Origin of the sequence: Stenotrophomonas pictorum JCM 9942 (assembly GCF_001431585.1) — a bacterium.
GTDB classification, from domain to species: Bacteria; Pseudomonadota; Gammaproteobacteria; order Xanthomonadales; family Xanthomonadaceae; genus Stenotrophomonas; species Stenotrophomonas pictorum.
On record NZ_LLXS01000012.1, the window covers coordinates 28,321 to 51,301 of the forward strand.

General features: G+C 67.6%; 22 protein-coding genes. 3 read left to right on the plus strand and 19 right to left on the minus strand.

The window, feature by feature from the left end; translation table 11 throughout:
• Window positions 1–15: 15 nt before the first annotated feature.
• The 9 genes from ARC78_RS05135 to ARC78_RS05175 all read right to left on the minus strand — a co-directional run bounded on the left by ARC78_RS05135 (window position 16) and on the right by ARC78_RS05175 (window position 8,249).
• Window positions 16–465 (minus strand): COG3650 family protein, encoded by a 450-nt coding sequence (locus ARC78_RS05135; protein ID WP_057505866.1) that lies wholly within the window; start codon window positions 463–465, stop codon window positions 16–18.
• A 34-nt stretch (window positions 466–499) separates the two neighbouring features.
• Complete coding sequence (locus ARC78_RS05140) at window positions 500–952, minus strand: DUF2628 domain-containing protein (RefSeq protein ID WP_241772671.1); 453 nt, start codon at window positions 950–952, stop codon at window positions 500–502.
• 207 nt (window positions 953–1,159) lie between these two features.
• Complete coding sequence (locus tag ARC78_RS05145; RefSeq protein WP_054659397.1) at window positions 1,160–2,002, minus strand: ferritin-like domain-containing protein; 843 nt, start codon at window positions 2,000–2,002, stop codon at window positions 1,160–1,162.
• 3 nt (window positions 2,003–2,005) lie between these two features.
• On the minus strand, window positions 2,006–3,472 hold the full coding sequence (gene purF, locus ARC78_RS05150; protein ID WP_054659395.1) for an amidophosphoribosyltransferase: 1,467 nt from the start codon (window positions 3,470–3,472) through the stop codon (window positions 2,006–2,008).
• Window positions 3,473–3,501: 29 nt separating this feature from the next.
• Window positions 3,502–4,266: a CvpA family protein gene (locus ARC78_RS05155; protein WP_054659392.1), complete on the minus strand. Its 765-nt coding sequence runs from the start codon at window positions 4,264–4,266 to the stop codon at window positions 3,502–3,504.
• 64 nt (window positions 4,267–4,330) lie between these two features.
• Window positions 4,331–5,344, minus strand: a complete 1,014-nt coding sequence (locus ARC78_RS05160; protein WP_057505867.1) for an SPOR domain-containing protein — start codon at window positions 5,342–5,344, stop codon at window positions 4,331–4,333.
• Window positions 5,345–5,410: 66 nt separating this feature from the next.
• Window positions 5,411–6,685 (minus strand): bifunctional tetrahydrofolate synthase/dihydrofolate synthase, encoded by a 1,275-nt coding sequence (gene folC, locus ARC78_RS05165; protein ID WP_057505882.1) that lies wholly within the window; start codon window positions 6,683–6,685, stop codon window positions 5,411–5,413.
• A 155-nt stretch (window positions 6,686–6,840) separates the two neighbouring features.
• Window positions 6,841–7,593 (minus strand): energy transducer TonB family protein, encoded by a 753-nt coding sequence (locus tag ARC78_RS05170; RefSeq protein WP_158499973.1) that lies wholly within the window; start codon window positions 7,591–7,593, stop codon window positions 6,841–6,843.
• 11 nt (window positions 7,594–7,604) lie between these two features.
• Entirely contained in the window at window positions 7,605–8,249 is a 645-nt protein-coding gene (locus ARC78_RS05175; RefSeq protein ID WP_054660839.1) for a histidine phosphatase family protein, read from the minus strand.
• Window positions 8,250–8,646: 397 nt separating this feature from the next.
• Between ARC78_RS05175 and ARC78_RS05180 the strand changes: the two genes are divergently transcribed.
• Window positions 8,647–9,516, plus strand: coding sequence for a hypothetical protein (locus tag ARC78_RS05180; RefSeq protein ID WP_057505869.1), 870 nt, complete (start codon window positions 8,647–8,649; stop codon window positions 9,514–9,516).
• A gap of 319 nt (window positions 9,517–9,835) precedes the next feature.
• On the opposite strand, the gene ARC78_RS05185 is transcribed toward ARC78_RS05180, so the two are convergent.
• Window positions 9,836–12,001, minus strand: a complete 2,166-nt coding sequence (locus ARC78_RS05185) for a S46 family peptidase (RefSeq protein ID WP_057505870.1) — start codon at window positions 11,999–12,001, stop codon at window positions 9,836–9,838.
• Between the two features lie 153 nt (window positions 12,002–12,154).
• Between ARC78_RS05185 and tdh the strand changes: the two genes are divergently transcribed.
• Window positions 12,155–13,177: an L-threonine 3-dehydrogenase gene (gene tdh, locus ARC78_RS05190; RefSeq protein ID WP_096144905.1), complete on the plus strand. Its 1,023-nt coding sequence runs from the start codon at window positions 12,155–12,157 to the stop codon at window positions 13,175–13,177.
• 307 nt (window positions 13,178–13,484) lie between these two features.
• Here the strand turns inward: tdh and ARC78_RS05195 are convergent, their stop codons facing one another.
• The 6 genes from ARC78_RS05195 to ARC78_RS05220 form a co-directional block, all read right to left on the minus strand.
• Window positions 13,485–14,237 carry a TorF family putative porin gene (locus ARC78_RS05195; protein ID WP_057505872.1) on the minus strand — a complete coding sequence of 251 codons (753 nt, stop codon included), beginning with the start codon at window positions 14,235–14,237 and terminating at the stop codon, window positions 13,485–13,487.
• A gap of 112 nt (window positions 14,238–14,349) precedes the next feature.
• Window positions 14,350–15,387: a sulfate/molybdate ABC transporter ATP-binding protein gene (locus ARC78_RS05200; RefSeq protein WP_057505873.1), complete on the minus strand. Its 1,038-nt coding sequence runs from the start codon at window positions 15,385–15,387 to the stop codon at window positions 14,350–14,352.
• A gap of 7 nt (window positions 15,388–15,394) precedes the next feature.
• Entirely contained in the window at window positions 15,395–16,342 is a 948-nt protein-coding gene (cysW, locus tag ARC78_RS05205; RefSeq protein WP_054657978.1) for a sulfate ABC transporter permease subunit CysW, read from the minus strand.
• Window positions 16,339–17,187 carry a sulfate ABC transporter permease subunit CysT gene (gene cysT / locus ARC78_RS05210; protein ID WP_054657994.1) on the minus strand — a complete coding sequence of 283 codons (849 nt, stop codon included), beginning with the start codon at window positions 17,185–17,187 and terminating at the stop codon, window positions 16,339–16,341. Before cysT ends, cysW begins: the two co-directional genes overlap by 4 nt.
• Before the next feature lie 13 nt (window positions 17,188–17,200).
• Window positions 17,201–18,223 carry a sulfate ABC transporter substrate-binding protein gene (locus ARC78_RS05215; protein WP_083468410.1) on the minus strand — a complete coding sequence of 341 codons (1,023 nt, stop codon included), beginning with the start codon at window positions 18,221–18,223 and terminating at the stop codon, window positions 17,201–17,203.
• A gap of 11 nt (window positions 18,224–18,234) precedes the next feature.
• On the minus strand, window positions 18,235–19,611 hold the full coding sequence (locus ARC78_RS05220; RefSeq protein ID WP_241772676.1) for an OprO/OprP family phosphate-selective porin: 1,377 nt from the start codon (window positions 19,609–19,611) through the stop codon (window positions 18,235–18,237).
• A gap of 207 nt (window positions 19,612–19,818) precedes the next feature.
• On the opposite strand from ARC78_RS05220, the gene kbl reads away from it, so the two are divergent.
• Entirely contained in the window at window positions 19,819–21,033 is a 1,215-nt protein-coding gene (kbl, locus tag ARC78_RS05225; RefSeq protein ID WP_057505874.1) for a glycine C-acetyltransferase, read from the plus strand.
• Window positions 21,034–21,100: 67 nt separating this feature from the next.
• Here the strand turns inward: kbl and ARC78_RS05230 are convergent, their stop codons facing one another.
• The 3 genes from ARC78_RS05230 to ARC78_RS05240 are packed head-to-tail and all read right to left on the minus strand — an operon-like array spanning window position 21,101 to window position 22,854.
• Window positions 21,101–21,409 carry a hypothetical protein gene (locus ARC78_RS05230; RefSeq protein ID WP_145974278.1) on the minus strand — a complete coding sequence of 103 codons (309 nt, stop codon included), beginning with the start codon at window positions 21,407–21,409 and terminating at the stop codon, window positions 21,101–21,103.
• Window positions 21,410–21,464: 55 nt separating this feature from the next.
• Window positions 21,465–22,337 (minus strand): pseudouridine synthase, encoded by an 873-nt coding sequence (locus ARC78_RS05235; protein WP_083468411.1) that lies wholly within the window; start codon window positions 22,335–22,337, stop codon window positions 21,465–21,467.
• 28 nt (window positions 22,338–22,365) lie between these two features.
• Window positions 22,366–22,854 carry a hypothetical protein gene (locus ARC78_RS05240; protein WP_054657986.1) on the minus strand — a complete coding sequence of 163 codons (489 nt, stop codon included), beginning with the start codon at window positions 22,852–22,854 and terminating at the stop codon, window positions 22,366–22,368.
• Between the last annotated feature and the right edge of the window lie 127 nt (window positions 22,855–22,981).

Consider the following 22,981-nt stretch of genomic DNA (forward strand, 5'->3'; position numbering starts at 1 on the left):
GCTGCCGTTGCTGTTTCAGGGTGCGGGCACCGGGACCGCCGGATCTCGGGCGCAGCCTTTGAGGGTTTCCGCACCCAGCACAAACTCCGCCGTGTAGGGATGGGGCAGATCGGACATGCCATCCGAACAGGTCGCACGTTCGATGGTCAGGCGGAATGCGTCCTGCCCTTCACCGCCCTGCACCCGCAGGCGGCCGTCGCGCACCTCACGCGTCCCCTCGAAATGACGCGGGCTCTGCTGGGTGTCCGGGGTGGTGTAGTCCAGCGCCGCACCCTCCACGCGTACGCCCCAGAACGGCTCGGTACCGGAGGCCTGCAGAACGGCCGGATAGTCATCGGCAGCAGCCGGCGCGGTGATCGCGGAAGACGACGCGGAGGGCGCAGCGGCGACCGGTCCGGGCGCCTGCCGGGCACAGCCCAGCAGAGCCAGCATCGGCACGACCAGCCAGAGAGGCGAATGCTTCATTTCAGATCCTTGAGAGCAATGACGGACCTCAACCCTACAGCCACAGCGCCTGCTGCTGTATCACCCGCTGGTAATAGCTGATGTTGGCACGCGTTGCATAGAGGGCAGCGAAAACGTAACCGACACCGTTGGCGAACTTACCCAAGCCAATCAATTCCATAACCAGCACGCAGGTGATGGCGATGATCACGTACGCCAGCGCCTGCCGCCACAACCCTTTGGCCAGGAAGTAGAACGGCCCGAACAGAAAAGCGAGGATGTTGAACTGGATGCCGGCGCGCTCACCAAATGGCAGCTCTTTGAACCTGGGCAGCTTTGGTCCACCGGCGGCTTCTATCGTGCGGAAACGCCGCTTCCAGGTATCGGACACATCCGCCTGCGCAATGGCGTCGCGCTGCATGGCGCGTGGCGGTGAGGGTGGCTGCGCCACCGATGCCGGCGCTTGATAGGGATTGCTGTTGTATGGATCTGTCATCGCCCACTCCATTGCACGCAGCCCAGTGGCACCGACGTCGCCTCGTCGGCACGATCAACCGCGCCGATACTGGGCTGGGCCATGGATCAGGTCAAGGCGGAAGCTACCGGGCCGTGGTCGGGGGCGGCACGCCTCTGCGGACGACACAGCTTCATTCGCTGACAAGCAACGCCGTGCGCGCCGGCAGCGTCACCTGGCAACATCAGCAAGCGGCAGCGCTCAGCCCGCCTGCTCCACCAGATCGGCCAGTTCCTCGTCATCGAAGCCGGCCAGCAGCCGCGCCTCCAGATTGAACGGCCCGCGCAGATAGCCGTGGGCGTATTCGCCCAGCAGCTGCTTGAAGCGCTCACGCGGCTCGACGCCTTCGCGCTCGCAGTACCAGCGGTACCAGCGCGAACCGGCGGCGACATGCGCCACTTCCTCGCGCAGGATCACCTCCAGCACATCGGCGGTGGCGTCATCGCCCAGCGAGCGCAGTTTGCCGATCATCGCCGGGGTGACATCCAGCCCGCGCGCCTCCAGCACCCGCGGCACCAGCGCCATGCGCGCCAGCCCGTCATGCGCGGTCTTCTCGCACATCTCCCACAGGCCGTTGTGCGCGGGGAAATCGGCGTAGTCGTGGCCGTGCGCCCGCAGCCGCTCGCGCAACAGCACAAAGTGGCGCGATTCATCGTCCGCGCAACTGACCCAGTCCGCATAGAAACTGCCCGGCAGGCCACGGAAGCGGTACACCGCGTCCCAAGCCAGATCGATCGCGTTGAGTTCGATATGGGCGATGGCGTGGATGAAGGCCGCGCGTCCTTCCGGCGAACCCAGCCCGCGTCGCGGCACGTCGCGCGGATGCACCAGCACCAGCTGCGGTGGCCGCCCCGGCATGCGGATCGGCTGCGGATCGGATGCCTGTGCCGGCAGCTTCAGTCCCCCGGCACGGAACCGCGCGGCGAAATGCTGGGTCAGCGCCACCTTGCGCAGCGGGTCGGCCTCGACCAGGCACAGTTGCGCGGCCTGCAGCAGATCATCGACCGCAGGCATGCCGTCGGCGGCGGCACAACCGGTGTGCATGGATCAGGCGCGGCGCTGGTTCTTGGCTTCGTCCGAACGCAACTGCTGGATGCGTTCGAAGTAGCCCGACTCGATGCCGGTGACGTACTCGCCATTGAAGCAGGACGAATCGAAGGCCTTCAGCTCGGGATTGCCCTCGCGCACGGCCGCTTCCAGGTCTTCCAGATCCTGGTAGATCAGCCAGTCGCAGCCCAGGTGCTTTTCGATGTCCTCGATGCTGCGCTCGTGGGCGATCAGCTCTTCGGCGGCCGGCATGTCGATGCCGTAGATGTTCGGGTAACGCACCGGCGGTGCGGCGCTGGCCAGGTAGACCTTGCGCGCGCCGGCGTCACGCGCCATCTGCACGATCTGCTGGCTGGTGGTGCCGCGCACGATCGAGTCGTCCACCAGCAGCACCACCCGGTTGCGGAACTCCAGATGGATCGGATTGAGCTTGCGGCGCACGGATTTCACCCGCTCGCCCTGCCCCGGCATGATGAAGGTGCGGCCGACATACCGGTTCTTGACGAAGCCTTCGCGGTACTTCACGCCCAGCACGTTGGACATTTCCAGGGCGGCGTCACGCGAGGTGTCGGGAATCGGGATGATGGTGTCGATGTCATGGTCCGGACGCAGGCGCAGGATCTTCTCGCCCAGCTTCTGGCCCATGCGCATGCGCGCCTTGTGCACGGAAACGTTGTCGATCATCGAATCCGGGCGCGCGAAGTACACGTACTCGAAAATGCACGGCGTCTGCTGCGTGGTGGTGGCGCAGACCTCGGAAAACAGCTCGCCGCGCTCGGTGATCACCACCGCTTCGCCCGGCGCGACATCGCGCACGCGCTCGAAGCCCAGCACATCCAGCGCCACCGATTCGGAAGCGACGATGTACTCGTCACCTTCGGCATGGCTGCGCTTGCCCAGCACCAGCGGACGGATGCCATGCGGATCGCGGAACGCCACCAGACCCAGGCCCAGCACCACACTGACCACCGCATAGCCGCCCTTGCAGCGACGGTGCACACCGGCCACCGCGCGGATCGCCGCTTCCGGGGTCAGCATGCGCTGCGCGTCCAGCTCATAGGCGAACACGTTCAGCAGCACTTCGCTGTCCGAATCGGTGTTGATGTTGCGGCGATCAGCCTCGAACACCTGCTTGCGCAGCGCTTCGGTGTTGATCAGGTTGCCGTTGTGCGCCAGCGCGATGCCGTAGGGCGAATTGACGTAGAACGGCTGCGCCTCGTCGGTGCCCTCCGAACCGGCGGTGGGATAGCGCACGTGGGCGATGCCGATGCGCCCCTTCAGCACCTGCATGCGGCGCTCGTCGAACACGTCGCGCACCAGGCCATTGGCCTTCTCCACGCGCAGACGGGTGCCATCGACCGTGGCGATACCGGCCGCATCCTGGCCACGATGCTGGAGGACGGTCAGACCGTCATAGAGCTGCCCGGCGACGTTCTGGTTGCCGACGATTCCGACGATGCCACACATGTTGCGCGATCTCCGCTGGGCGATGCCCGTTAACGTGAAGGTGGCCTTACCTGGCCGGGGGACTCGACCCGTGCCGGATCGGGGTGACCCGGGCGCACCTGCGCCGGATCGATATTGGAAGGCAACGCCTTCGCCGGGTCCTGGTCGTCTGCATCCGCGGCCTGGCCAGTGGCACCTGTCAGCGCCCTGGACACCACCTGCGACAGCACGCCGCCCTTCATCATCTCGTTCAGGGCCGCATTATCGCCTGCGATGGGCAACTTGCCCACGTCCAATCGCGCATATTTGCCTGGCTCCGGCGCAGACAGTCCGCCCACGTCCACCTCCGGCATCTGGAAGTCCGGCAATTGCGCACGCATCCAGCCGGTAGCCGGCAGCAGCAACGGCAACAGCAGGGATTGCTGCCACGCGGCTTCGCGCGGCATCGGCGTGAAGCCCATCAGCAGGATCAGGAGGCAGCTGAAAAAGGCGCCGCGCAGCGCGCCCAGCGCAAATCCCAGCGCACGGTCGGTACCGGTCAGCCGGGTCGCCTGGACGAGGCTGCGCACCGCCATGCCCAGCAGCGCCACCAGCACCATCGCGCCGATGAAGACCAGCACATAGCCGCCGAGGTAATTGGTCATCGAGGGCTGCGCGCCTTCGGCCAGCCAGTGCGCGGCGCGATCGCCGAACTGGAAGGCCGCCCAGCCGGCCAGCAGCCACGAAACGGTGCCGACCACGATGCCGACGAAACCTTTCATCAGGCCCAGCAGGGCCGACACCCCGATCACCGCCAGCAGCAGCAGGTCGATCATGCGCCACCTGGGGCGCGTGGCCGGGCCGGCAAGCGGGCGACGGGAGCGCTCAGGTCAACGCGCATCAGGGATGCGGTCGGACCATGCCAGCGATACCCACTTTGGCGGCAACCTGCGCCTTGAGCTGCTCGGCATCGGCGCGGCTGGCCACCGGGCCGACCCGCACGCGGTTCAACACGCCGTTGTCGGTGCGCACCTGCTCGACGAAGGCGCTGAAACCGGCCGCCCGCACCTTGTCGCGCAGCGCATTGGCATCGGCAGCCTGGCCGAACGCGCCCAGCTGCACGGCGAACCCGACCGAACTGGCCGCCGGAACCGTCGGCTTGGGCGCCGCTGCCGGAGCAGGCGTGACGGCGACCGGTTTGGCCGGTGCGGGTTTGGGCGCTTCCGGCTTCGGCGCCGGTTTGGATTCGGGTTTGGGCGCGGCGGCAACCGGCTTGGCCGGTTCGGGCGGCAAGGTCTCGGTCCGCACCGGTGCCGGCGGCGGGGCGGCGGCCGGGGTACTGGCCACCGCCTCGGGCGCCGCGGCCGGCGTGGCCGCATCGGCATTGAGTACGACCACCTGCGCGTTCACATCGTTGCGCACCTTGCCCGCTTCCAGACGCACCAACTCGGCCTGCGCGCGATCGGCATACGGACCGATGCGCACGCGCCAGGCCTGGCGGCCGTTGATGGTGTCGGCCTGGCGGAAGCCCGGCAGATTGGATTTCTTCAGGTGAGCGATGACCGCATCGGCATCGGCCTCGGTGGCGTAGGCGCCAAAGTTCACCGCGTAGTTGCCGGCCGCCGTTGCCGGCGGCAGCTTGGCACCCGGCTGCCCGGTGGACGGCGCGGCGGCGGCCGTTTCCGGCTGCGCGACGGGCATACCCAGTGCGCCACCGGGCGGCGCACTCGGCGTCACCAGCGGCAGCTCACGGGTTTCGAACTGGCCCTCGGACGGCGCGATCGGCGCCTTCAGCGGCACGTCCTGCACACCACTGTCCGGCGCCGGTCCTTTGACCAGCATCGGCAGGAAAATCACGGCCAACGCCACCAGAACGATGGCACCAATCAGTCGCTGTTTCAGAGGAGTTTCCACAGATGGCGTACAAGCGGCGCGGCGGAATGCCGTGGCGATTATAGGCGGGACGCCCGGCTCACCGCTTCAACCGGCTGAACGGAGCAGCGGCAGGACCTCGGCCACGGTATGGAACGAGCCAAACACCAGTACCCGGTCTCCCGCCTGCGCCTGCGCCAGCGCGGCTTCCAGCGCCCGGCCGACGTCATCGGCCAGCACCGCGGTGGCGGCCTCGGTCTGGAGCAGCCGGTCCCGCAATTGCAGCGCGCTCTGGCCACGCGCAGCGTCGAGCCCGGCCAGGAACCAGCCGGCCACCTGGCCCTGCAGCGCGGCGACCACGGCCGGCGCATCCTTGTCGGCCAGCGCTGCATACACCGCCAGCGTGCGGCCCGCAGCGGGCTCGGCCTTGAGCGCGGCCGCCAGCGCCGTGGCGGCCTGCGGGTTGTGGCCGACATCGACCAGCACTTCGACCCCCTCGCGCATGAAACGCTGCAGGCGCCCGGGCACCTGCGCGGCGGCCACGCCCTGCGCCCATGCCGCCAGCGGCACCTCGCGGTCCAGCGCGCGCAGCGCGGCGATGGCGGTGGCGGCGTTGTTGCGCTGGATCGGCGCCCACAACGCCGGCTGCGGCAGCTCGACCTGGAAAGACACATCGCGCCAGCGCCAGCATTGCGCATCCACCGCCTCGGCGAAGAAATCACTGCCGAAACGGATCGCGTTGGCGCCCAGCACATAGGCGCGGCGCAGCACGCTGGAGGGCGGGTCGATCTCGCCCAGGATCACCGGCTTCCAGCCGCGGATGATGCCGGCCTTCTCCGCACCGATCGTTTCGCGGTCGTTGCCCAGCCAGTCGGCGTGGTCGATGTCCACCGTGGTGATCACCGCCACGTCGGCGTCGATCAGGTTGACCGCATCCAGCCGGCCACCGAGCCCGACCTCGAGCACCGCCAGATCCAGCCCGGCCTGCGCGAACACCCACAGCGCGCACAGCGTGCCGTACTCGAAATAGGTCAGCGGGGTATCGCCGCGCGCGTCTTCCACTGCGTTGAAGCCGGCCACCAGCGTGGCGTCGTCCACGTCCTGGCCGTCGATGCGTACCCGCTCGTTGTAGCGCAGCAGGTGGGGCGATGTGTAGGCGCCCACCCGCCAGCCGGCGGCACGGGCGATGGACTCGATGAACGCCACCGTCGAGCCTTTGCCGTTGGTACCGCCGACCACGATGCTGCGTTCGGCCGGTTGACCTGGCGGCATACGCTGGGCGACCTCGCGCACGCGCTCCAGGCCCATCGCGATGTTCTGCGGATGCTGCTGTTCGATATGGGCGAGCCACTGCTCGAGCGTGGCGGGACGGACGGAAGACATGCTGACGTTTCTCAGGATCATGGCCGGGCTGCAGGCCGGCTGCGCGTTGCGCGCGGGACAGGTGCCCATGATACAGCCCGCCGTCGACGCCCTGCGTGTGATCCGGCCCCGCAGGAAGGCCGCCATGCGACCTGTGCAGCCGATGCCGCGGGTGGCTACGGCGCCGGGGCTTCCAGCGGCAACGGCTGCTGCCGCGTGCGGGCGGCGCGCAGCTGCGCCAGCGATTGCCGGCACGCCTCCAGATCACGCCCGCACAGCACGCTGCTGACCACGAACCGGCGCTGTCCGTCGTTGACCAGCCGGTTGCGCACCAGCATCGTGCCGTTGAGCTGGAACAGGCTCAGCCCCTCCTCATCGCGCAGCCAGAAATTGACCTGGTCGCCATAACGGCGGAATACCGCCAGCGGGCCGATGGCCGCGATCGCCTCGGGAATCTGCATGAAACCGATCGGCACCGGATCAGCCACGAAGCCCGGCATCCCCTGTGCGCTGTTGCCCAGCCCCGGCCGCACCTGGCCGCTACGGCGTTCTTCGAAGAACGGATCGCGCACCCGCGCGGCGGCGCGCGCCGGCACCGCCTCGGGCAGGGGATCGAACGCGAACGGCAGACGATAGCGGGGCTGGCCACGGTACTCCGGCGCCACAACCCAGCCGCGCGCGGCCTCCAGCGCCACCGCATCCAGCGCCGCCACGCCCGAGGACTGCTCCAGGCGCGCAGCGCCGACCCGGCCACAGCGGTCGGTCTCGATGATCACGTTGACGGTGTAGTCCAGCAGCCGCCACAGCTCGTCCACCGGATAGGACGGCGCGCGGTTGGCGTGCGCCGGGAACGGCGGGCAATCGGCCTGCGCCGCCGCTGCCGACGGCAACGCCAGCAGCACGGCCACCAGCCCGACGACGGCGGTCACCGCACGCCGCATTACAGCGCGCGGTGCTTGGCTTCGCCGAAGAACGGGGTGTGGTGCGCGCAGTCGTTCAGGCGCACCACTTCCAGATGCTCCACATCCGGGCCTTCGAGCAGGTTCAACGTGGTCGGCGCCTGGCGGAAGCTCCACAGCTTGGCAATCGGCAGGCCCAGGATCTTGCACAGGATCACCCGGTTGACCGCGTCATGGGCGACCACCAGCAACGTGTCGTCCTCGCCCAGCCCGTCGGCGGCGGCGCTCAGGCCGCGCCAGCTGCGATCCAGCACCTGGCGCAGCGATTCGCCGCCGGGCATCAGCACGGTATCCGGCTCCTCGCGCCACGCGCGCAGACGTGCCGGGTCCTTGTCGTTGATCTCGCTGGCAAGCAGACCTTCCCACTCGCCGTGGGCGATTTCCTGCAGGTCCGGCTCGGTCAGCAGCATCGCTTCTCGGGCACTGCCCAGCGCGGCCCTGGCGGTCGCCTGGGCGCGGCTCAGTGGCGAGGCCACCGCACGGGCGATCTGCACGTCCGCCAGCCGCTCCCCCAGCGCCCTGGCCTGGGCCTCACCCACCGGCGAGAGGGGAATGTCGATCTGGCCCTGGTAGCGGCCTTCGGCGTTCCACGGCGTTTCGCCGTGACGGGCAAGCAGGATGCGCATGCAGCATTTCCGTTGAAAGGGGGAGAACCGCCGGGTGAATGCGGCGGGACCGGCATCATAGCCTGAGCCCGCCGCGGTGCCAGAAACGGTTGCCTGCGTTACGGACTCGGCGTGTTCAGCGCATCCGCCGTCTGGCCGGAACGGCGACCGCAGGGGAGCCGGCGGCGAATGCGGGCAGACCGGCAACGGCGGGAGATGGTCGCGATCCGGCGTGACCATCCCGTACATGCCGCACAGACCTGTCCGACCGGCGGCCAAGACCGGGGCGCCAGCGCCGCCTTTTGTTGCCCGCCGCGCATTCACCCGGCGACGGCAGGCGTTACCATGCCCGGCTTCCATCGCCCAACCGGTATGACGTCCGCATGAGGGTCCGCACCTCCCACGCCCCCCAGCCGGCATGAACGACGTTCCTGTCGCACCGACGTCCCGCTCCGCCCCCTGGAGCGAACAGCGTGATCCCTGGGCCGCAGCGCTGGTCAGCGCGCTGCTGCATGCGCTGATGCTGCTGCTCCTGCTCCACTCCAATCCCCCGCTGGTATCCACGCCCCAAGGCGCGGTTGGCGGTGGCCGGGTCAAGGTCGATTTCGTCGGCGACGCACCGCCGTCAACGCAGCCAAGCAACGTGCCGCCGCAGGACAAGCCCACCCAGGCCCCGCGCGCGCAACCCAAACCCACCACGCAACGCCGCAGCCCGGAGCGCAAGCCGGTGCCCGAGGCCCGCTACATCGAGCCGCCCAGCGAACCGGAGCAGCAAGAACAGCCGACGCCGCAACCGGCACAGGCGCCGGCCGCGCCACCGCCGGCAGCCAGCCCCTCCGAATCGGTACCGCGCCGCCGGCAGACCTGGACCGGACGCCCGCCCGGCGCGCTGGACAGGACCACCGCCGCGGACGATCACGGGCATTCGGCCGGCCCGGGCAATGACAGCGGCCGCCGCATCGACCGCAGCGCGGGCGCGCCGGCCATGGAAGTGGGCGGCTACCAGATCGTCTATGACCTGATCAGCGAGGAAAAGCTGCGTGCGTGGATGGACGGGGCCAAGGAGGTCGATGGCCAGAAGGAACTGTCGATCCCGCTGCCGGGCACCACCTGGCTGATGGTCTGTCCGGCCGAAGTGGCCCTGCGCCGCGGCTCCAGCAAATGCCGCATGCTGGCGGCGGACGCGCCCGAACTGCAGGCCATCGGCGATGCCCGCCAGTTTGTCATCGTGATGTTCGTCTACCGCTACGGCGAGCTGCTGTGGCGCGGCCCCGGCCCGTACCGCTGAGCGCGGTGCAGAATCGGGCAGCGTAGCCCGGGCAAGCGCAGCGCACCCGGAAGACGGGCGATCGTCGCCGGGGGCACGCAAACCTCCCCGGGGGCGCGTGGCTTGCCCGAGCTGCAGCTTTGGCAGGAACGACGCCGCTCGCGAATCCATCGACGCCACAACACAGCAGCAAGGTCCGCAAGTGCAGCGGCTTCGGCCAACGGCAACTTCCTCGGCTTCGCAACGGAGGTCGCTGTCAAAAAAGCCGTGACCGTCCCGGGCACAAAAAAACCCCGGGCCGTTTCCCGCCCGGGGCTTTTCATTCACACGATGCGACCGCTTACTTGGAGGCGGCGTCCATTTCCTTCAGCAGCTGCGGCGCCGGCGCCACTTCCTGCATGATCCAGCGCATGTAGCGCTCGTCCACCGAGATCATGCGGGTCATCACCGGGTCGAACACCCAGTTGCTGGCGACCGATTCCCAGATGCCGTCAAACGCCAGGCCGACCAGACGGCCATGCGCGTCCAGCACCGGCGAACCGGAGTTGCCGCCGGTGATGTCCAGATCCGACAGGAAGTTCACCGGCACGCTGCCGATGCGCTTGTCCTCGAAGCCACCGTAGCGCTTGGCCTTGACCGCATCGAGCAGCGCCTTGGGCGAATCGAACGGATCGGCGCCGGTTTCCTTGGCGACGATGCCTTCCAGATCGGTGAAGGCCGGCTGCGGCTTGCCATCCAGACCGGTGTAGCCCTTCACGTTGCCGAAGGTGATGCGCAGCGACAGGTTGGCGTCCGGATAGACGAAGCCGCCCTGGCTCTTCTTGTAGTCGGCGATGGCCTGCAGGAACAGCGGACGCGCCACCAGCTCCTCGCCGATGCGCAGCTTGCGCTGGTGCTCCAGCTCCAGCAGCGCCGGCATCACCGCCACCGCGTACTGGATGGCCGGATCGGTGCTGGCTTCGAACGCGGCCTTGTCGGCCTTGAGCCACTTCAGGCGCTCATCCAGGTTGCCCAGCTTGGAACCGTCCAGACGCGACACCGTCGCCGCCACGGCCTTGGCATCGCTGCCACCGATCCAGGTGTCGAACGCCGGCAGGCGCTGCGCGGCCGGCAGCTGCACGTACTCGTTGAGCCAGTACTGCTGGAACTGGCGGTCCATGGCCGGCACGTAGCGGCGATCCATCTGCTTCAGGCCGCCCTCGATGGCCGGCAGGTCACGCTCCTGGTAACCCTCCTGGCGCTCGGCGTCGGGCTTGGTCCTCTCGATGGCCAGACGGTACAGGCGCACGGCGGTGCCCAGCGTACCGGTGCGGTTGAGCATGCCCAGATCCATGTCGCGGGCCTGGGTGGCGCGGGCCTGCTGGCCCAGCACCTGCAGCTGCGCATAGGCGTCCAGCGCCGGCTTGCCGGCCGCGCCCTGGCCACGCAGCCATTCCAGCACCGCCGCTTCTTCCTTCTGCTTGTGGGCCAGCACGTTGTTGCGCTTGAAGCCGTCCAGCTGGCCGTCGTAGTTCTTGCTGGTGTTGTTCCAGCTGGCCATGTTCGCGGCGTACTTCACCGCGATGTCCGGGTTGTCCTTGCTGGCCGCTTCCACCAGCGCGATCTGGTCCTTGTAGGCCTTGGCGATGGCCGGGTAGGTCCAGTTGGCGGTGTTCTCGAACTCGCTGACCAGCGCATAGCGGTCGGTGCGGCCCGGGTAACCGGCCACCATCACGAAGTCACCCTCGCCCAGCGGCTGGTTGGCCAGCTTCAGCCAGTGCTTGGGCTGGTAGGGCACGTTGTCGGCGGCGAAGGCGGCCGGCTTGCCGTCCTTGCCGACGTAGGCACGGTAGAACGCGAAATCGCCGGTGTGGCGCGGCCACATCCAGTTGTCGATGTCGCCACCGAACTTGCCGACGCTGCCCGGCGGCGCATAGGCCAGGCGCACGTCGCGGATTTCCATGTTCTTGAACAGACGGTAGGTGTTGCCGCCGGAGAAGCTGTACAGCGTGCAGGCGTAGGCCTCGTCGGTTTCACACTCGGCGATGAGCTTCTTCTCGAACGCTTCCAGCGCCTGGGTGCGCTTGAGCGGGTCGGCACCGGCGCCGGCGATGGCGGCCTTGGCCTGCGCGGTCACATCGGTGATGTCGTCCAGCACGTAGATGCGCGCGTTCGGGCCGGCGCTGAGTTCGTCCTTGGTGGTCGGCGCATTGAAGCCGTCCTTGATCAGGTTCTTCTCGGCGGTGGAGTTGAGCTGGATCGCACCGTAGGCGCAGTGGTGGTTGGTGACCACCAGGCCCTGCGGCGAGACGAAGCTGGCGGTGCAGCCGCCCAGGGCCACGACCGCGCCCATCGGGTCGCCGGTCAGGTTGGCCAGCTGCTGCGGGTCCAGCTTCAGGCCGGCCTGCTTCAGCGGCCCGGCGATTTCCGGCAGCTGCTGCGGCACCCACATGCCTTCGGCGGCCTGCGCGGCCTGGGCCATGCCCAAACCGGCCACGATGGAAAAAGCGAGAAGATTCAAACGCATGGAACATTCCCCAAATTAAGGTTGCGGCGATTGTAGCGGTTGCAACCGCCGCCCCTCCCCTGCCATCGGTCAGTACCGGGTTGTTACAGACGAAAGCATATAATCGGCGCCCTCACTCACACGGCGGTTTTCCCTGCAATGGCACACAACACGATGCGCGCGCTGGTGAAGCGCGAAGCGACCAAGGGCATCTGGATGGAACAGGTGCCGGTCCCCACGCCCGGCCCCAACCAGGTGCTGATCAAGCTGGAGAAGACCGCCATCTGTGGCACCGACCTGCACATCTACCTGTGGGACGAGTGGAGCCAGCGCACCATCACCCCGGGCCTGACCATCGGCCATGAATTCGTCGGCCGCATTGCCGAAATCGGTCCGGGCGTGACCGGCTACGAGATCGGCCAGCGCGTGTCGGCCGAAGGCCACATCGTCTGCGGCCACTGCCGCAACTGCCGCGGCGGCCGCCAGCACCTGTGCCCGAACACGGTGGGCATCGGCGTCAACGTCAACGGCGCGTTTGCCGAATACATGGTGATGCCGGCCACCAACCTGTGGCCGATCCCGGACCAGATCCCGTCGGAGCTGGCCGCGTTCTTCGACCCCTACGGCAACGCCGCGCACTGTGCGCTGGAGTTCGATGTGATCGGCGAGGACGTGCTGATCACCGGCGCCGGTCCGATCGGCATCATCGCCGCCGGCATCTGCAAGCATATCGGCGCGCGCAATGTGGTGGTCACCGACGTCAACGACTTCCGCCTGAAGCTGGCCGCCGACATGGGCGCCACGCGCGTGGTCAACGTCGCCAACACCTCGCTCAAGGACGTGATGGCCGAGCTGCACATGGAGGGCTTCGACGTGGGCCTGGAAATGAGCGGCAACCCGCGCGCCTTCAACGACATGCTCGACTGCATGTACCACGGCGGCAAGATCGCCATGCTCGGCATCATGCCCAAGGGCGCCGGCTGCGACTGGGACAAGATCATCTTCAAGGGTCTGACCGTGCAGGGCATCTACGGCCGCAAGATGTACGAGACCTGGTACAAGATGACCCAGCTGGTGCTGTCCGGCTTCCCGCTGGGCAAGGTGATGACCCACCAGTTGCCGATCGACGACTTCCAGAAGGGCTTTGACCTGATGGAAGAAGGCAAGGCCGGCAAGGTCGTGCTGAGCTGGAACTGACCGCCAGCAGATGAAACACCGAAGGCGCCGCAAGGCGCCTTCGGTCGTTGCGGGAGACACCGAACGGACGCAATTCCGGCAAATCGTCGCAGCGCGCGTACGCGGCGGCCCCTTCTGATCGCCCGTCCCCCCGGCGCGAACGGCAGGTAGGCAGCTGTTGCCGGGCCGGTCAGCATCGCGCGACCGGGAGCAGGTGATCGCAGGTGGCAGCGGTAGGGCCGCGGTAGCGCGGCGCTTTCCCCGACGGCGGAACCCGCCAAGAAAAAGGCGCCTTGCGGCGCCTTTTTCACACCACATCAAACACCGATCAGGGCACGTCCACCGAGACGGTGAACACCACACCCGGCTTGTAGGTGTCCGACTCGCGGCGCAGCGACGGCGCGTCCGCACCGAAGGTGTCGTAGTAGCCCACAGTGGCGGTGGCCGGGCCGAACGCCTTGGAAACCGAGATCGAGCCGTCGTAGTAATCCTCGCGACGCGGCCAGTCGTTGCCCTGGGCCTTGATCGTGGTGTAGCCGGCCGAGGCGCCGATCGAGAAGCCGGTCTCGCCGATGTCGTAGCTGGCTTCCAGCGCGCTGTAGGTCTGCTCGGCACCGCTGTTGCTGTAGTCGTCGGCATAGCCCAGCAGGCCGCTGACGGTCACCGGGCCGGTCCAGGTGACCTTGGCCAGATATTCGTTGTAGTCGATGTCGCCGTAGTCGCTGGAGGCGCTGGTGTAGGTGTAACGGTTCACCCCCAGGTCCAGATTCCAGCGGTCGGACAGGTCCTTGCTCCAGCCGATGGCGTAGTCGACCTCGAAGTTCGGGCCGCCCTTCTCGCCGAAGTCGACGTTGGAGCCCCAGACGGTGGCATACAGGCCGAACGGCGCGCTGTAGCTGGCCTCGGCCTGGAACGCCGGGCCGTTGTCGGTCTGCGACACACCACGGAACACGTAGTCGGTGGTGACCGTCGCGTTGAAGCTGAACGGGGATGCGGTTTCCTCGCTGTCCTGGGCGCTGACAGCAAACGGTACGGACAACAGGGCGGCGCAAACGGCAGCGGCAAGGCGCTTGTTGTGCATCAGGGATTCTCCAGGCAGTGGGGGATATCGAAACCGTAGCGGCCACGATTCACGAATTTTTAACCGCATCCTATTGCGATGCAACAACTTCGTGCTCCCCGCCCCCCCCTATTCAGCGCTCCGTGCGCGGGAACACGCCATAGCGTCGCACCTGCAGATGCACGGTGCTGCCGGGCGTGTAGGCCGGCGCCGCCGCCGGCAACTCCAGCTCCAGTTCCGAGGCATCGGCATCGAGTTTTGCGCGCAGCCGGACCTTGCCCCCACTGCGCTGCAGCGCGGTCACCGTGGCCGGCCAGCCGCCCTCGCCCACTGCCAGATCCTCCGGTCGCACATAGATTTCCACCGCACCCGCGGTGCTGGTCGAGGGCGCGGGCAGACTGCCGCCGCCCACCGCCAGCCGGCCGTCCAGCAACTGCGCCGGCAGCCGGTTGGCCTCGCCGACAAAACCGTAGACGAACGGCGACACCGGCTGGTCGTAGACCTCGGCCGGAGTGCCCAGCTGTTCGATGCGGCCGCGGTTGAGGATCGCCACGCGATCGGCCAGCTCCAGCGCCTCTTCCTGGTCGTGGGTGACGAACACCGTGGTCAGCCCGGTGCGGTCATGCAGTTCACGCAGCCAGCGCCGCAGCTCACGGCGGACCTGGGCATCCAGCGCGCCGAACGGCTCGTCCAGCAGCAGCACCCGTGGCTCGATCGCCAGCGCGCGTGCCAGCGCCACGCGCTGGCGCTGGCCGCCGGAGAGCTGTGCCGGATAGCGCCCGCCCAACCCGTCCAGCTGCACCAGCGACAGCAGTTCCTGCACCCGCGCATCGATGCGCGCCTTGGGCCAGCGCCCGGCGCCGCGGCGCACCTCCAGGCCGAAGGCGATGTTGCCGCGCACATCCCGATGTTTGAACAGCGCGTAGTGCTGGAACACGAAGCCGGCGCGACGTGCCTGCACGCTCAGCGCGGTGGCGTCTTCGCCATCGAACAGGATGCGGCCGCTGTCGGCATGTTCCAGCCCGGCGATGGCCCGCAGCAACGTGGTCTTGCCCGAGCCGGAGGGGCCGAGCAGCGCCAGCAGCTCGCCCTGGCGGATATCCAGGCTCACATCCTCCAGCGCGGTGAAGCTGCCAAAGCGCTTGCCCAGGTGTTGTATGCGTATGCTCATGCGGTCCTCAGCGGCGATGGAGAGCGGCCAGCGATTCGCCGTGGCGCCACTCCAGGAAAGTCTTGACCACCAGCGTCAGCAACGCGCTGGCCGCCAGCAGCGAGGCGCAGGCGAAGGCCGCGCTGTAGGCGTATTCGTTGTAGAGAATCTCCACGTGCAGCGGCAGCGTGTTGGTGCGCCCGCGGATATGTCCGGACACCACCGACACCGCGCCGAATTCGCCCATCGCCCGCGCACTGCACAACAGCACGCCGTACAGCAGGCCCCAGCGGATGTTGGGCAGGGTCACCTTCCAGAACATCTGCCAGCTGCTCGCCCCCAGCGTCAGCGCGGCCAGCTCCTCGTCATGGCCCTGCTGCTCCATCAGCGGCATCAGCTCGCGCGCGATGAACGGGAACGTGACGAAGGTGGTGGCCAGCACGATGCCGGGAATGGCGAAGACAATGCGCGGCAGCTGCAGCAGCACCTCGCCCAACACCGGCAGATGCAGGCGCAGGCCGTCCTCGATCAGCGGCCACAGCCAGCCGTCGCGACCGAACAGCAGGATGAACACCAGCCCGGCCACCACCGGCGAAACCGAGAACGGCAGGTCGATCAGCGTCACCAGCCAGCGCTTGCCGGGGAACGGGTGCTTGCTCACCGCCCACGCCGCCGCCACGCCGAACAGCAGATTCAGCGGCACCACGATCGCGGTCACGGTCAGCGTCAGGCCCAGCGCCGCTACCGCATCCGGATCACTGAGCGCGTTCCAGAACGCCAGCACGCCGCCGCGTAGCGCCTCGGCGAACACCAGCACCAGCGGCAGCAACAGGAAGGACAGCAGAAAGCCCAGCGCGCCGAGGATCAGCAACCCCTGCACCCAGCGAGGCTCGGTGATGACGCTAGGCGTGCGCGCGATGGGGCCGGCCGGTGTGACGGGCAGCGCCTGCGCCGAGACGATGCTCAATCCGCTCATCGTGCCCCCCGCCGCTGCAGCCGCGCCTGCAGGGTGTTGACTCCCAGCAGCACCGCGAAGGACAGCAGCAGCATCGCCGCGGCAATGGCGGTGGCACCGGCGTAGTCAAACTCCTCCAGACGGATGGTGATCAGCAGCGGCGCGATTTCGGTGACGTGCGGCAGATTGCCGGCGATGAAGATCACCGAGCCGTATTCGCCCACGCCACGGGCGAAGGCCAGTGCGAACCCGGTCAGCATCGCCGGCCACAGCGCCGGCAGCACCACCCGCATGAGGGTCTGCAGGCGGCTGGCGCCCAGCGTGGCGGAGGCCTCTTCCAGTTCGCGCTCGGCCTCGGCCAGCACCGGCTGCACGATCCGCACCACGAACGGCAGGCCGACGAACACCAGCGCCACCACGATGCCCAGCGGCGTGTAGGCGACCTTGATCCCGAGCGGCTCCAGCCATTGCCCGAGCCAGCCGTTGCCGCCGTACAGCGCGGTCAACGCGATGCCGGCCACGGCGGTGGGCAGCGCGAACGGCAGGTCGATCACCGCATCGAACAGGCGCCGGCCCGGAAAGCGGTAGCGCACGAACACCCATGCCACCCATGTGCCCATCAGCGTGTTGAAGGCGGCGGCGGCGAAGGCGGTGCCGAAACTCAGCCGCAGCGCCGCCAGCACCCGCGGCTCGCTCCAGATCTGCCAGATGCCCGCAGGCCCCAGTCCGGCGGCCTTGGCGAACACGCCCAGCAGTGGCAGCAGCACGATCAGGCCCAGCCAGGTCAGGGTGATGCCCATGCTCAAACCAAACCCCGGAAGCACCCGGGGGCGGCGTCGCGGCACTGCGGCCGTTGTCTGCAACACGGCGCTCACGTTCTTACTTGCCCGCCTGGATCTGGTCGAACACACCACCGTCGGCGAAGTGTTCGGACTGGGCCTTGGCCCATGAGCCGAATGCCTGCTGGATGGTCACCCGTTGCACCGGCGGGAGGCGTGCGATGTCGGCACGGTCGGCCTGCTCGGGATGGCGCGGCCGGTAGTAGTGGCGGGCGGCGATGCGCTGCCCCTCCGGCGAATACAGGTACTGCAGGTAGGCCTGCGCAACCTCGCGGGTACCGTGACGGTCGACGTTGCGGTCCACCAGCGCCACCGACGGCTCGGCCAGGATCGACAGCTTCGGCACCACGATCTCGAACTTGTCCGGACCCAGCTCTTCCTGCGCCAGGAAGGCCTCGTTCTCCCAGGCCAGCAGCACATCGCCGATGCCGCGCTGGACGAAGGTGGTGGTCGCCCCGCGCGCGCCGGTATCGAGCACCGGCACGTTGCGGAACAGCGCACGCATGTAGTTCAGCACCTTGGCGCGGTCACCCTTGAAAATGTGGTCGCCATAGGCCCAAGCCGCCAGGTAATTCCAGCGCGCGCCGCCGGAGGTCTTCGGGTTGGGCGTCACCACCGACACGCCGCTGCGCAGCAGATCCGGCCAGTCGCGGATGCCCTTGGGGTTGCCCTTGCGCACCAGGAAGACAATCGTCGAGGTATAAGGCGCGCTGTTTTCCGGCAGACGCGACTCCCAGTTGGCGGGAATCAGCCCGGATTTCTGCGCGATCGCGTCCACGTCGTAGGCCAGCGCCAGCGTCACCACGTCGGCCTCGATGCCATCGATCACCGCCCGCGCCTGCTTGCCCGAGCCACCGTGCGAGGTTTCGACCGTGACGGTGTCGCCCCGGGTTTGCTTCCAGTGCCTGGCAAAGGCGGCGTTGTAATCACGGTACAGCTCGCGGGTGGGGTCGTAGGAAACGTTGAGCAGCTGCACATCGCGCGCGAACACATGGCCGGCGGACACGGCCAGGCCGAAGGCCAGTGCCGCGCTGACGATGCGGGAAACGAAAAAATGCTTCATGGGGCTCTCCGTCATAAGGAAACTTGCAGGCGCGAGAAAACGGCTTTTTCATCAGGCAACGTCGCGCCACCGGCAACCGCATCGAAACGGCTGTGCAGGTAGTTGGTGGCCAGCTTCAGGTTGGCGGTGAGGTACCAGTTCGCGCCCAGCGTCCAGGACTGGATCCGCGCGGCCGAGACCGCCGGATCGGCGTAGAGCGGGAATGCCGCGTCATCGATCCGCAGTTCGCCGTAGCGCGCGGTGAGTTCCAACGCGCCCAGCCCGCCATTGACGCCCAACGGCCGTGACGGCGTCACTCCGCGGTAGCCGGCCTCCTCACCGGTGAGCACATAGCTGGCGGTGGCCTGCCAGGCGTGGTGCTCCAGTTCCTTGCGACGTGCGTCGCGTGCTACCGCCTGCCGCGAGGCGATGTACTCGGCCTGCAGGCCCAGCCCGTTTCGGTAGAACCAGCCCTGTGGCGACCAGCGGCGGTGTTCACCGGCGGCGATCACCGAGCCGCGGTAGGCGAAGAACGTGGCCTGGCCCGGGATGCGATAACGCGGCAGGAAGTTGTTGCCGCTGCCATGCTTTTCGCCGGTGCTGGCGCCGATGCCAAAGCCCAGACCCGCCCAGCCGCTGTCACCGCCCTTGAACGGCTCGAAGAACACGCGGCCGGCATATTCGAAGTCATCATCCGGATTGCTGGCGATCGCGTCGCGGCCATCGACCGCACCGTTGAACACGCCCAGCGCATAGCTGAACCTGCCCGTGGCCACTTCGCCCTGCAGCTGCACGCCCAGATCGCGGTTGGGCGCCAGTTCGCTGGCCAGCGCGCGCTCCACATCCACCAGCGCGGCCGAGGACTGCAGCCGCTCCAGACCGACCGGCGAGGTGAACTTGCCCACCCGCAGCGTGTAGGCCGGATCGAAGCGCAGGTCGGCATAGGCATCGACGATGCTGGTGCTGTCGCCGGCGAACTCCGGGGTGAAACGGTAGGCCCCCCGCTGGCCCAGCGAGCCCTCCAGCGTCGGCCGTGCGGTGCGCAGCAGGAAGGTGTCGTTCTGGCTGCTGTCGCCGAGGAACACCCGCGCATCGCCCTGCAACAGGCCGCGCAGCTTCAGCTCGTAGTTGCCGTCACCGGACTTGAACGCCGCACCCTTCTGGTCGATGGCGATCCTCGGCGCAGCCCTGGCTGCGGCCTCGCGCTCTTCCTCCTGCAGTCCCAGACGGCGCTCGAGAATGCGCAGGCGCTGGTCCAGATCGGTCAGGACGATACCCTCGGCGCCGCCAGCGACACCGGCCAGACGTTCCAGCCGTTCCAGACGCTGCTGCAGCTGTTCCACCGTCAGCGTCTGCGCTGGGGCCGATGACCACGCCCCGCACGCCGCCACGGCCAGGCCGAGGGACAACCGCTTCCTGGTCGGCGCTGTGGATCGGGGACGGTACGCGGTCATCGGCGGACTATTTCCGGGAGTGGGCAGCCGATGCTGCAGGCGCACACCGGAGCGGAGAAATGACTTCGGCCCCGCCGCTTATAGCCTTTGCGCATGACGCCAGCGCCGAAGGTGGCGGACGGCTAAAATCGGCCATTCCTTAGCTGCTTGTACGGCCCTGCCATGACTTCTCTCCAGACCGATTCCCCGCTCACCCGGCATTACGCCGAGGAACTGGACGCGATCCGCGCGCAGGGCCTGTTCAAGTCCGAACGCATCATCACCAGCCCGCAGTCAGCCGAAATCTCCCTGGACGACGGCCGCACGGTGCTGAATTTCTGCGCCAACAACTACCTGGGTCTGGCCGACCACCCGGACCTGATCCAGGCCGCCAAGGACGCGCTGGACAGCCATGGCTTCGGCATGGCCTCGGTGCGTTTCATCTGCGGCACCCAGGACCTGCACAAGCAGCTGGAAAAGCAGATCGCCGAGTTCTTCGGCAAGGACGACACCATCCTCTACGCCGCCTGCTTCGACGCCAACGGCGGTCTGTTCGAACCGCTGCTGGGCGAGAACGACGCGGTCATTTCCGACAGCCTGAACCATGCCTCGATCATCGACGGCGTTCGCCTGTGCAAGGCCAAGCGCTTCCGCTACGCCAACTGCGACATGGCCGATCTGGAAGCGCAGTTGCAGGCCGCCGACGCGGCCGGCTGCAAGACCAAGCTGATCACCACCGACGGCGTGTTCTCGATGGACGGCTTCATCGCCCCGCTCGATGAAATCACCGCGCTGGCCAAGAAGTACAACGCGCTGGTGCATATCGACGAATGCCATGCCACCGGCTTCCTCGGCGCCACCGGCCGCGGCTCGGCCGAGGTCAAGGGCGTGCTGGAGAAGATCGACATCATCACCGGCACCCTGGGCAAGGCCATGGGCGGCGCATTGGGCGGCTTCACCTGCGCCAGCGCCGAGGTGATCGAACTGCTGCGCCAGCGCTCGCGCCCCTACCTGTTCTCCAACTCGCTGCCGCCGCATGTGGTCGCCGCCGGGATCAAGGCGTTCGAGATGCTGGCCGCCGCCGACGACCTGCGCGCCACCTTGCGCGAGAACACCGCCTATTTCCGCGAGAAGATGACCGCCGCCGGTTTCGACGTGAAGCCCGGTGTGCATCCGATCAGCCCGGTGATGCTGTACGACGCACCGCTGGCACAGAAATTCGCCGAGCGCCTGCTGGAAGAAGGCATCTATGCGATCGGCTTCTTCTTCCCGGTGGTGCCCAAGGGGCAGGCCCGCATCCGCACCCAGATCAGCGCCGCGCACAGCCGTGAACATCTGGACCGCGCGATCGACGCGTTCACCCGGATCGGCCTGGAGCTGGGCGTGATCAAGGGCTGATCACCGCCTGGGTAGAAACAGAAAAGGCGCCGTCACCGGCGCCTTTTTCGTATCTGTTGCAAGCGGCTCAGTTCTTGCCGCGCTTGGCCGGCTTGGCCGTTTCCGGCACCGGCGCCGGCGCGCCCTTGGCCACGCGGATACCGTTGGCCTTCATCCACGCGTCGAACTGGTCGGCGCTCATGCGCTTCTCGCCCTGCTGCATCAGGAAGCGGTAATTGCCCTGCGCATCTTTCTGCGCCACCGGTGCATCCACCGTCACCGTGACCGGCTTGTCCTCGGCCTTGGCTGCCGGCTTGCCGGAGGACGCGCACCCGGCCAGAAATGCCACAGACGCCATCAACACGGCAATGGCGGAAACGCGAGCGGAAGAGTGCATGACCATGACCTCGGAAACAGGGGATCAGTCTAATCAACCCCTGCAACAACTCCAGCTATTCGACTGAATTATTTGAACCCGATACAAAATCGTCTTGCTTGGCCAGGCCCTTGCCGCCGGCCAGCGCCTTGAGCTCTTCTGCGGCCAGCTCGCGCCATTGCCCTTTTGCCAGCTCTCCGAGCTGGACCGGGCCGATCGCCACGCGCACCAGCCGCAACACTTCCCACCCAAGAACCTGCAGCAGGCGCCGGATATGGCGGTTGCGCCCTTCGTCCAACACTATTTCCAACCAGGCGGTACGCCCGTTCTGGCGCAACAGCCTGGCGCTTTGGGCTGCCAGATGTTCGCCGGCGTCATCGACGCCATGATGCATCCTTGCCAACTGGTCCGCATCCGGAATCCCATCGATCTGTACCCGATAGGTTTTCAGCGGTCCAGTGAGTGGGTCGGTCAACCGCGCCGCCCACTCCGGGTCATTGCTGAAGAGGAGGAGGCCCTCGCTCGCCTTGTCCAATCGCCCGGCCGGCGCCAGCCACGGCAATCCCGCCCCGTCGAAGCAGCGATAGACCGTCTGCCTGCCCTGCTCGTCCTTCACCGTGGTGACCAGCCCACGCGGCTTGTTCAGCGCCAGGTAGAGCCGCCGTGCTGCCGTCAACGGCTGCCCATCGGCCACAATCCGGTGAACGCCCTGGATGATGGGAAATTCCGGATCACGGATGACCCGTCCATCCACGCTGACCCGGCCGTCCTGAACCCGTCGCGCCGCCTCGCTGCGCGAACACAAACCGGCCTTGGACAGCACCCGCGCCAGCCCGTGACGCCCCCCGGCGTTGGCCACCGGCCTGATCGGTGACGCGCCGGAAACAAAATGCCCGCTCCTGTTGCCAGGGCGGGCATTGTAGTTATGGGGGTGCTTGCGGGAGGCCATCTGTGATTGCGAAGGAGCTCCCGCCGCCTTACTTGGCCTCGGTTGCCGGTTGGGCCGGCGCAGCACCCTCCGCCGCAGCCGGACGGGCCTTAACCACGCGCACGCCACGCGCCTTCATCCACGCATCGAACTCCTCGGCGGTCATGCGCTTGCCATTCTGGCTCATGTCAAAACGCCACGGGGTGTTGTCGAACTCGGTCTGCGGCTTGTACGCCGCCGGATCATTGGCGTTGATCGCCGGGCGCGCCGGTATCGCGCTGGCCACGTTGTTGCAGCTTTCCACCCGCAGGCGCATCAGCACCTGGTCCAGCGACTGCCCCTCGCTGGAGCCGGAACTGAGCACCCCCGAGGGCATCCCCAGCTGCCCCTGGCGGGCGTACAGCTCCGAGGCCACCGGTGCGACTACCGTCGCCGCCAGCGGCGCGGGCATCACCGCGCTGGCCGAACAATCGACAGCGGCGTGCGCGGCGGGAACAAGAACCAGACCCAGCACACCGGCCAGTGCGATACGCAACATGGTGACTTCCATTCGAACAAGAGAACGTCGCGAGTGTAGGCAGGCACCGGGGTGCTTTCAACCGTCTTCTGCCGGCGGTTCTGTGGCCGGCCGCACACCCCCGCCAAGTCAGGGGTGAAAAAGTCCC

Coding starts and splice junctions, on each gene's coding strand:
- purF (WP_054659395.1), bottom strand. CDS start 3,472: ATGTGTGGCATCGTCGGAATCGTCGGCAACCAGAACGTCGCCGGGCAG.
- kbl (WP_057505874.1), top strand. CDS start 19,819: ATGACTTCTCTCCAGACCGATTCCCCGCTCACCCGGCATTACGCCGAG.
- ARC78_RS05135 (WP_057505866.1), bottom strand. CDS start 465: ATGAAGCATTCGCCTCTCTGGCTGGTCGTGCCGATGCTGGCTCTGCTG.
- ARC78_RS05180 (WP_057505869.1), top strand. CDS start 8,647: ATGAACGACGTTCCTGTCGCACCGACGTCCCGCTCCGCCCCCTGGAGC.
- ARC78_RS05230 (WP_145974278.1), bottom strand. CDS start 21,409: ATGCACTCTTCCGCTCGCGTTTCCGCCATTGCCGTGTTGATGGCGTCT.
- cysW (WP_054657978.1), bottom strand. CDS start 16,342: ATGAGCGGATTGAGCATCGTCTCGGCGCAGGCGCTGCCCGTCACACCG.
- ARC78_RS05155 (WP_054659392.1), bottom strand. CDS start 4,266: ATGATCGACCTGCTGCTGCTGGCGGTGATCGGGGTGTCGGCCCTGCTG.
- ARC78_RS05200 (WP_057505873.1), bottom strand. CDS start 15,387: ATGAGCATACGCATACAACACCTGGGCAAGCGCTTTGGCAGCTTCACC.
- tdh (WP_096144905.1), top strand. CDS start 12,155: ATGCGCGCGCTGGTGAAGCGCGAAGCGACCAAGGGCATCTGGATGGAA.
- folC (WP_057505882.1), bottom strand. CDS start 6,685: ATGTCTTCCGTCCGTCCCGCCACGCTCGAGCAGTGGCTCGCCCATATC.
- ARC78_RS05185 (WP_057505870.1), bottom strand. CDS start 12,001: ATGCGTTTGAATCTTCTCGCTTTTTCCATCGTGGCCGGTTTGGGCATG.
- ARC78_RS05140 (WP_241772671.1), bottom strand. CDS start 952: ATGGAGTGGGCGATGACAGATCCATACAACAGCAATCCCTATCAAGCG.
- ARC78_RS05195 (WP_057505872.1), bottom strand. CDS start 14,237: ATGCACAACAAGCGCCTTGCCGCTGCCGTTTGCGCCGCCCTGTTGTCC.
- ARC78_RS05215 (WP_083468410.1), bottom strand. CDS start 18,223: ATGAAGCATTTTTTCGTTTCCCGCATCGTCAGCGCGGCACTGGCCTTC.
- ARC78_RS05145 (WP_054659397.1), bottom strand. CDS start 2,002: ATGCACACCGGTTGTGCCGCCGCCGACGGCATGCCTGCGGTCGATGAT.
- ARC78_RS05240 (WP_054657986.1), bottom strand. CDS start 22,854: ATGTTGCGTATCGCACTGGCCGGTGTGCTGGGTCTGGTTCTTGTTCCC.
- ARC78_RS05235 (WP_083468411.1), bottom strand. CDS start 22,337: ATGGCCTCCCGCAAGCACCCCCATAACTACAATGCCCGCCCTGGCAAC.
- ARC78_RS05175 (WP_054660839.1), bottom strand. CDS start 8,249: ATGCGCATCCTGCTTGCCCGTCACGGCGAAACGCCGTGGAACGCCGAA.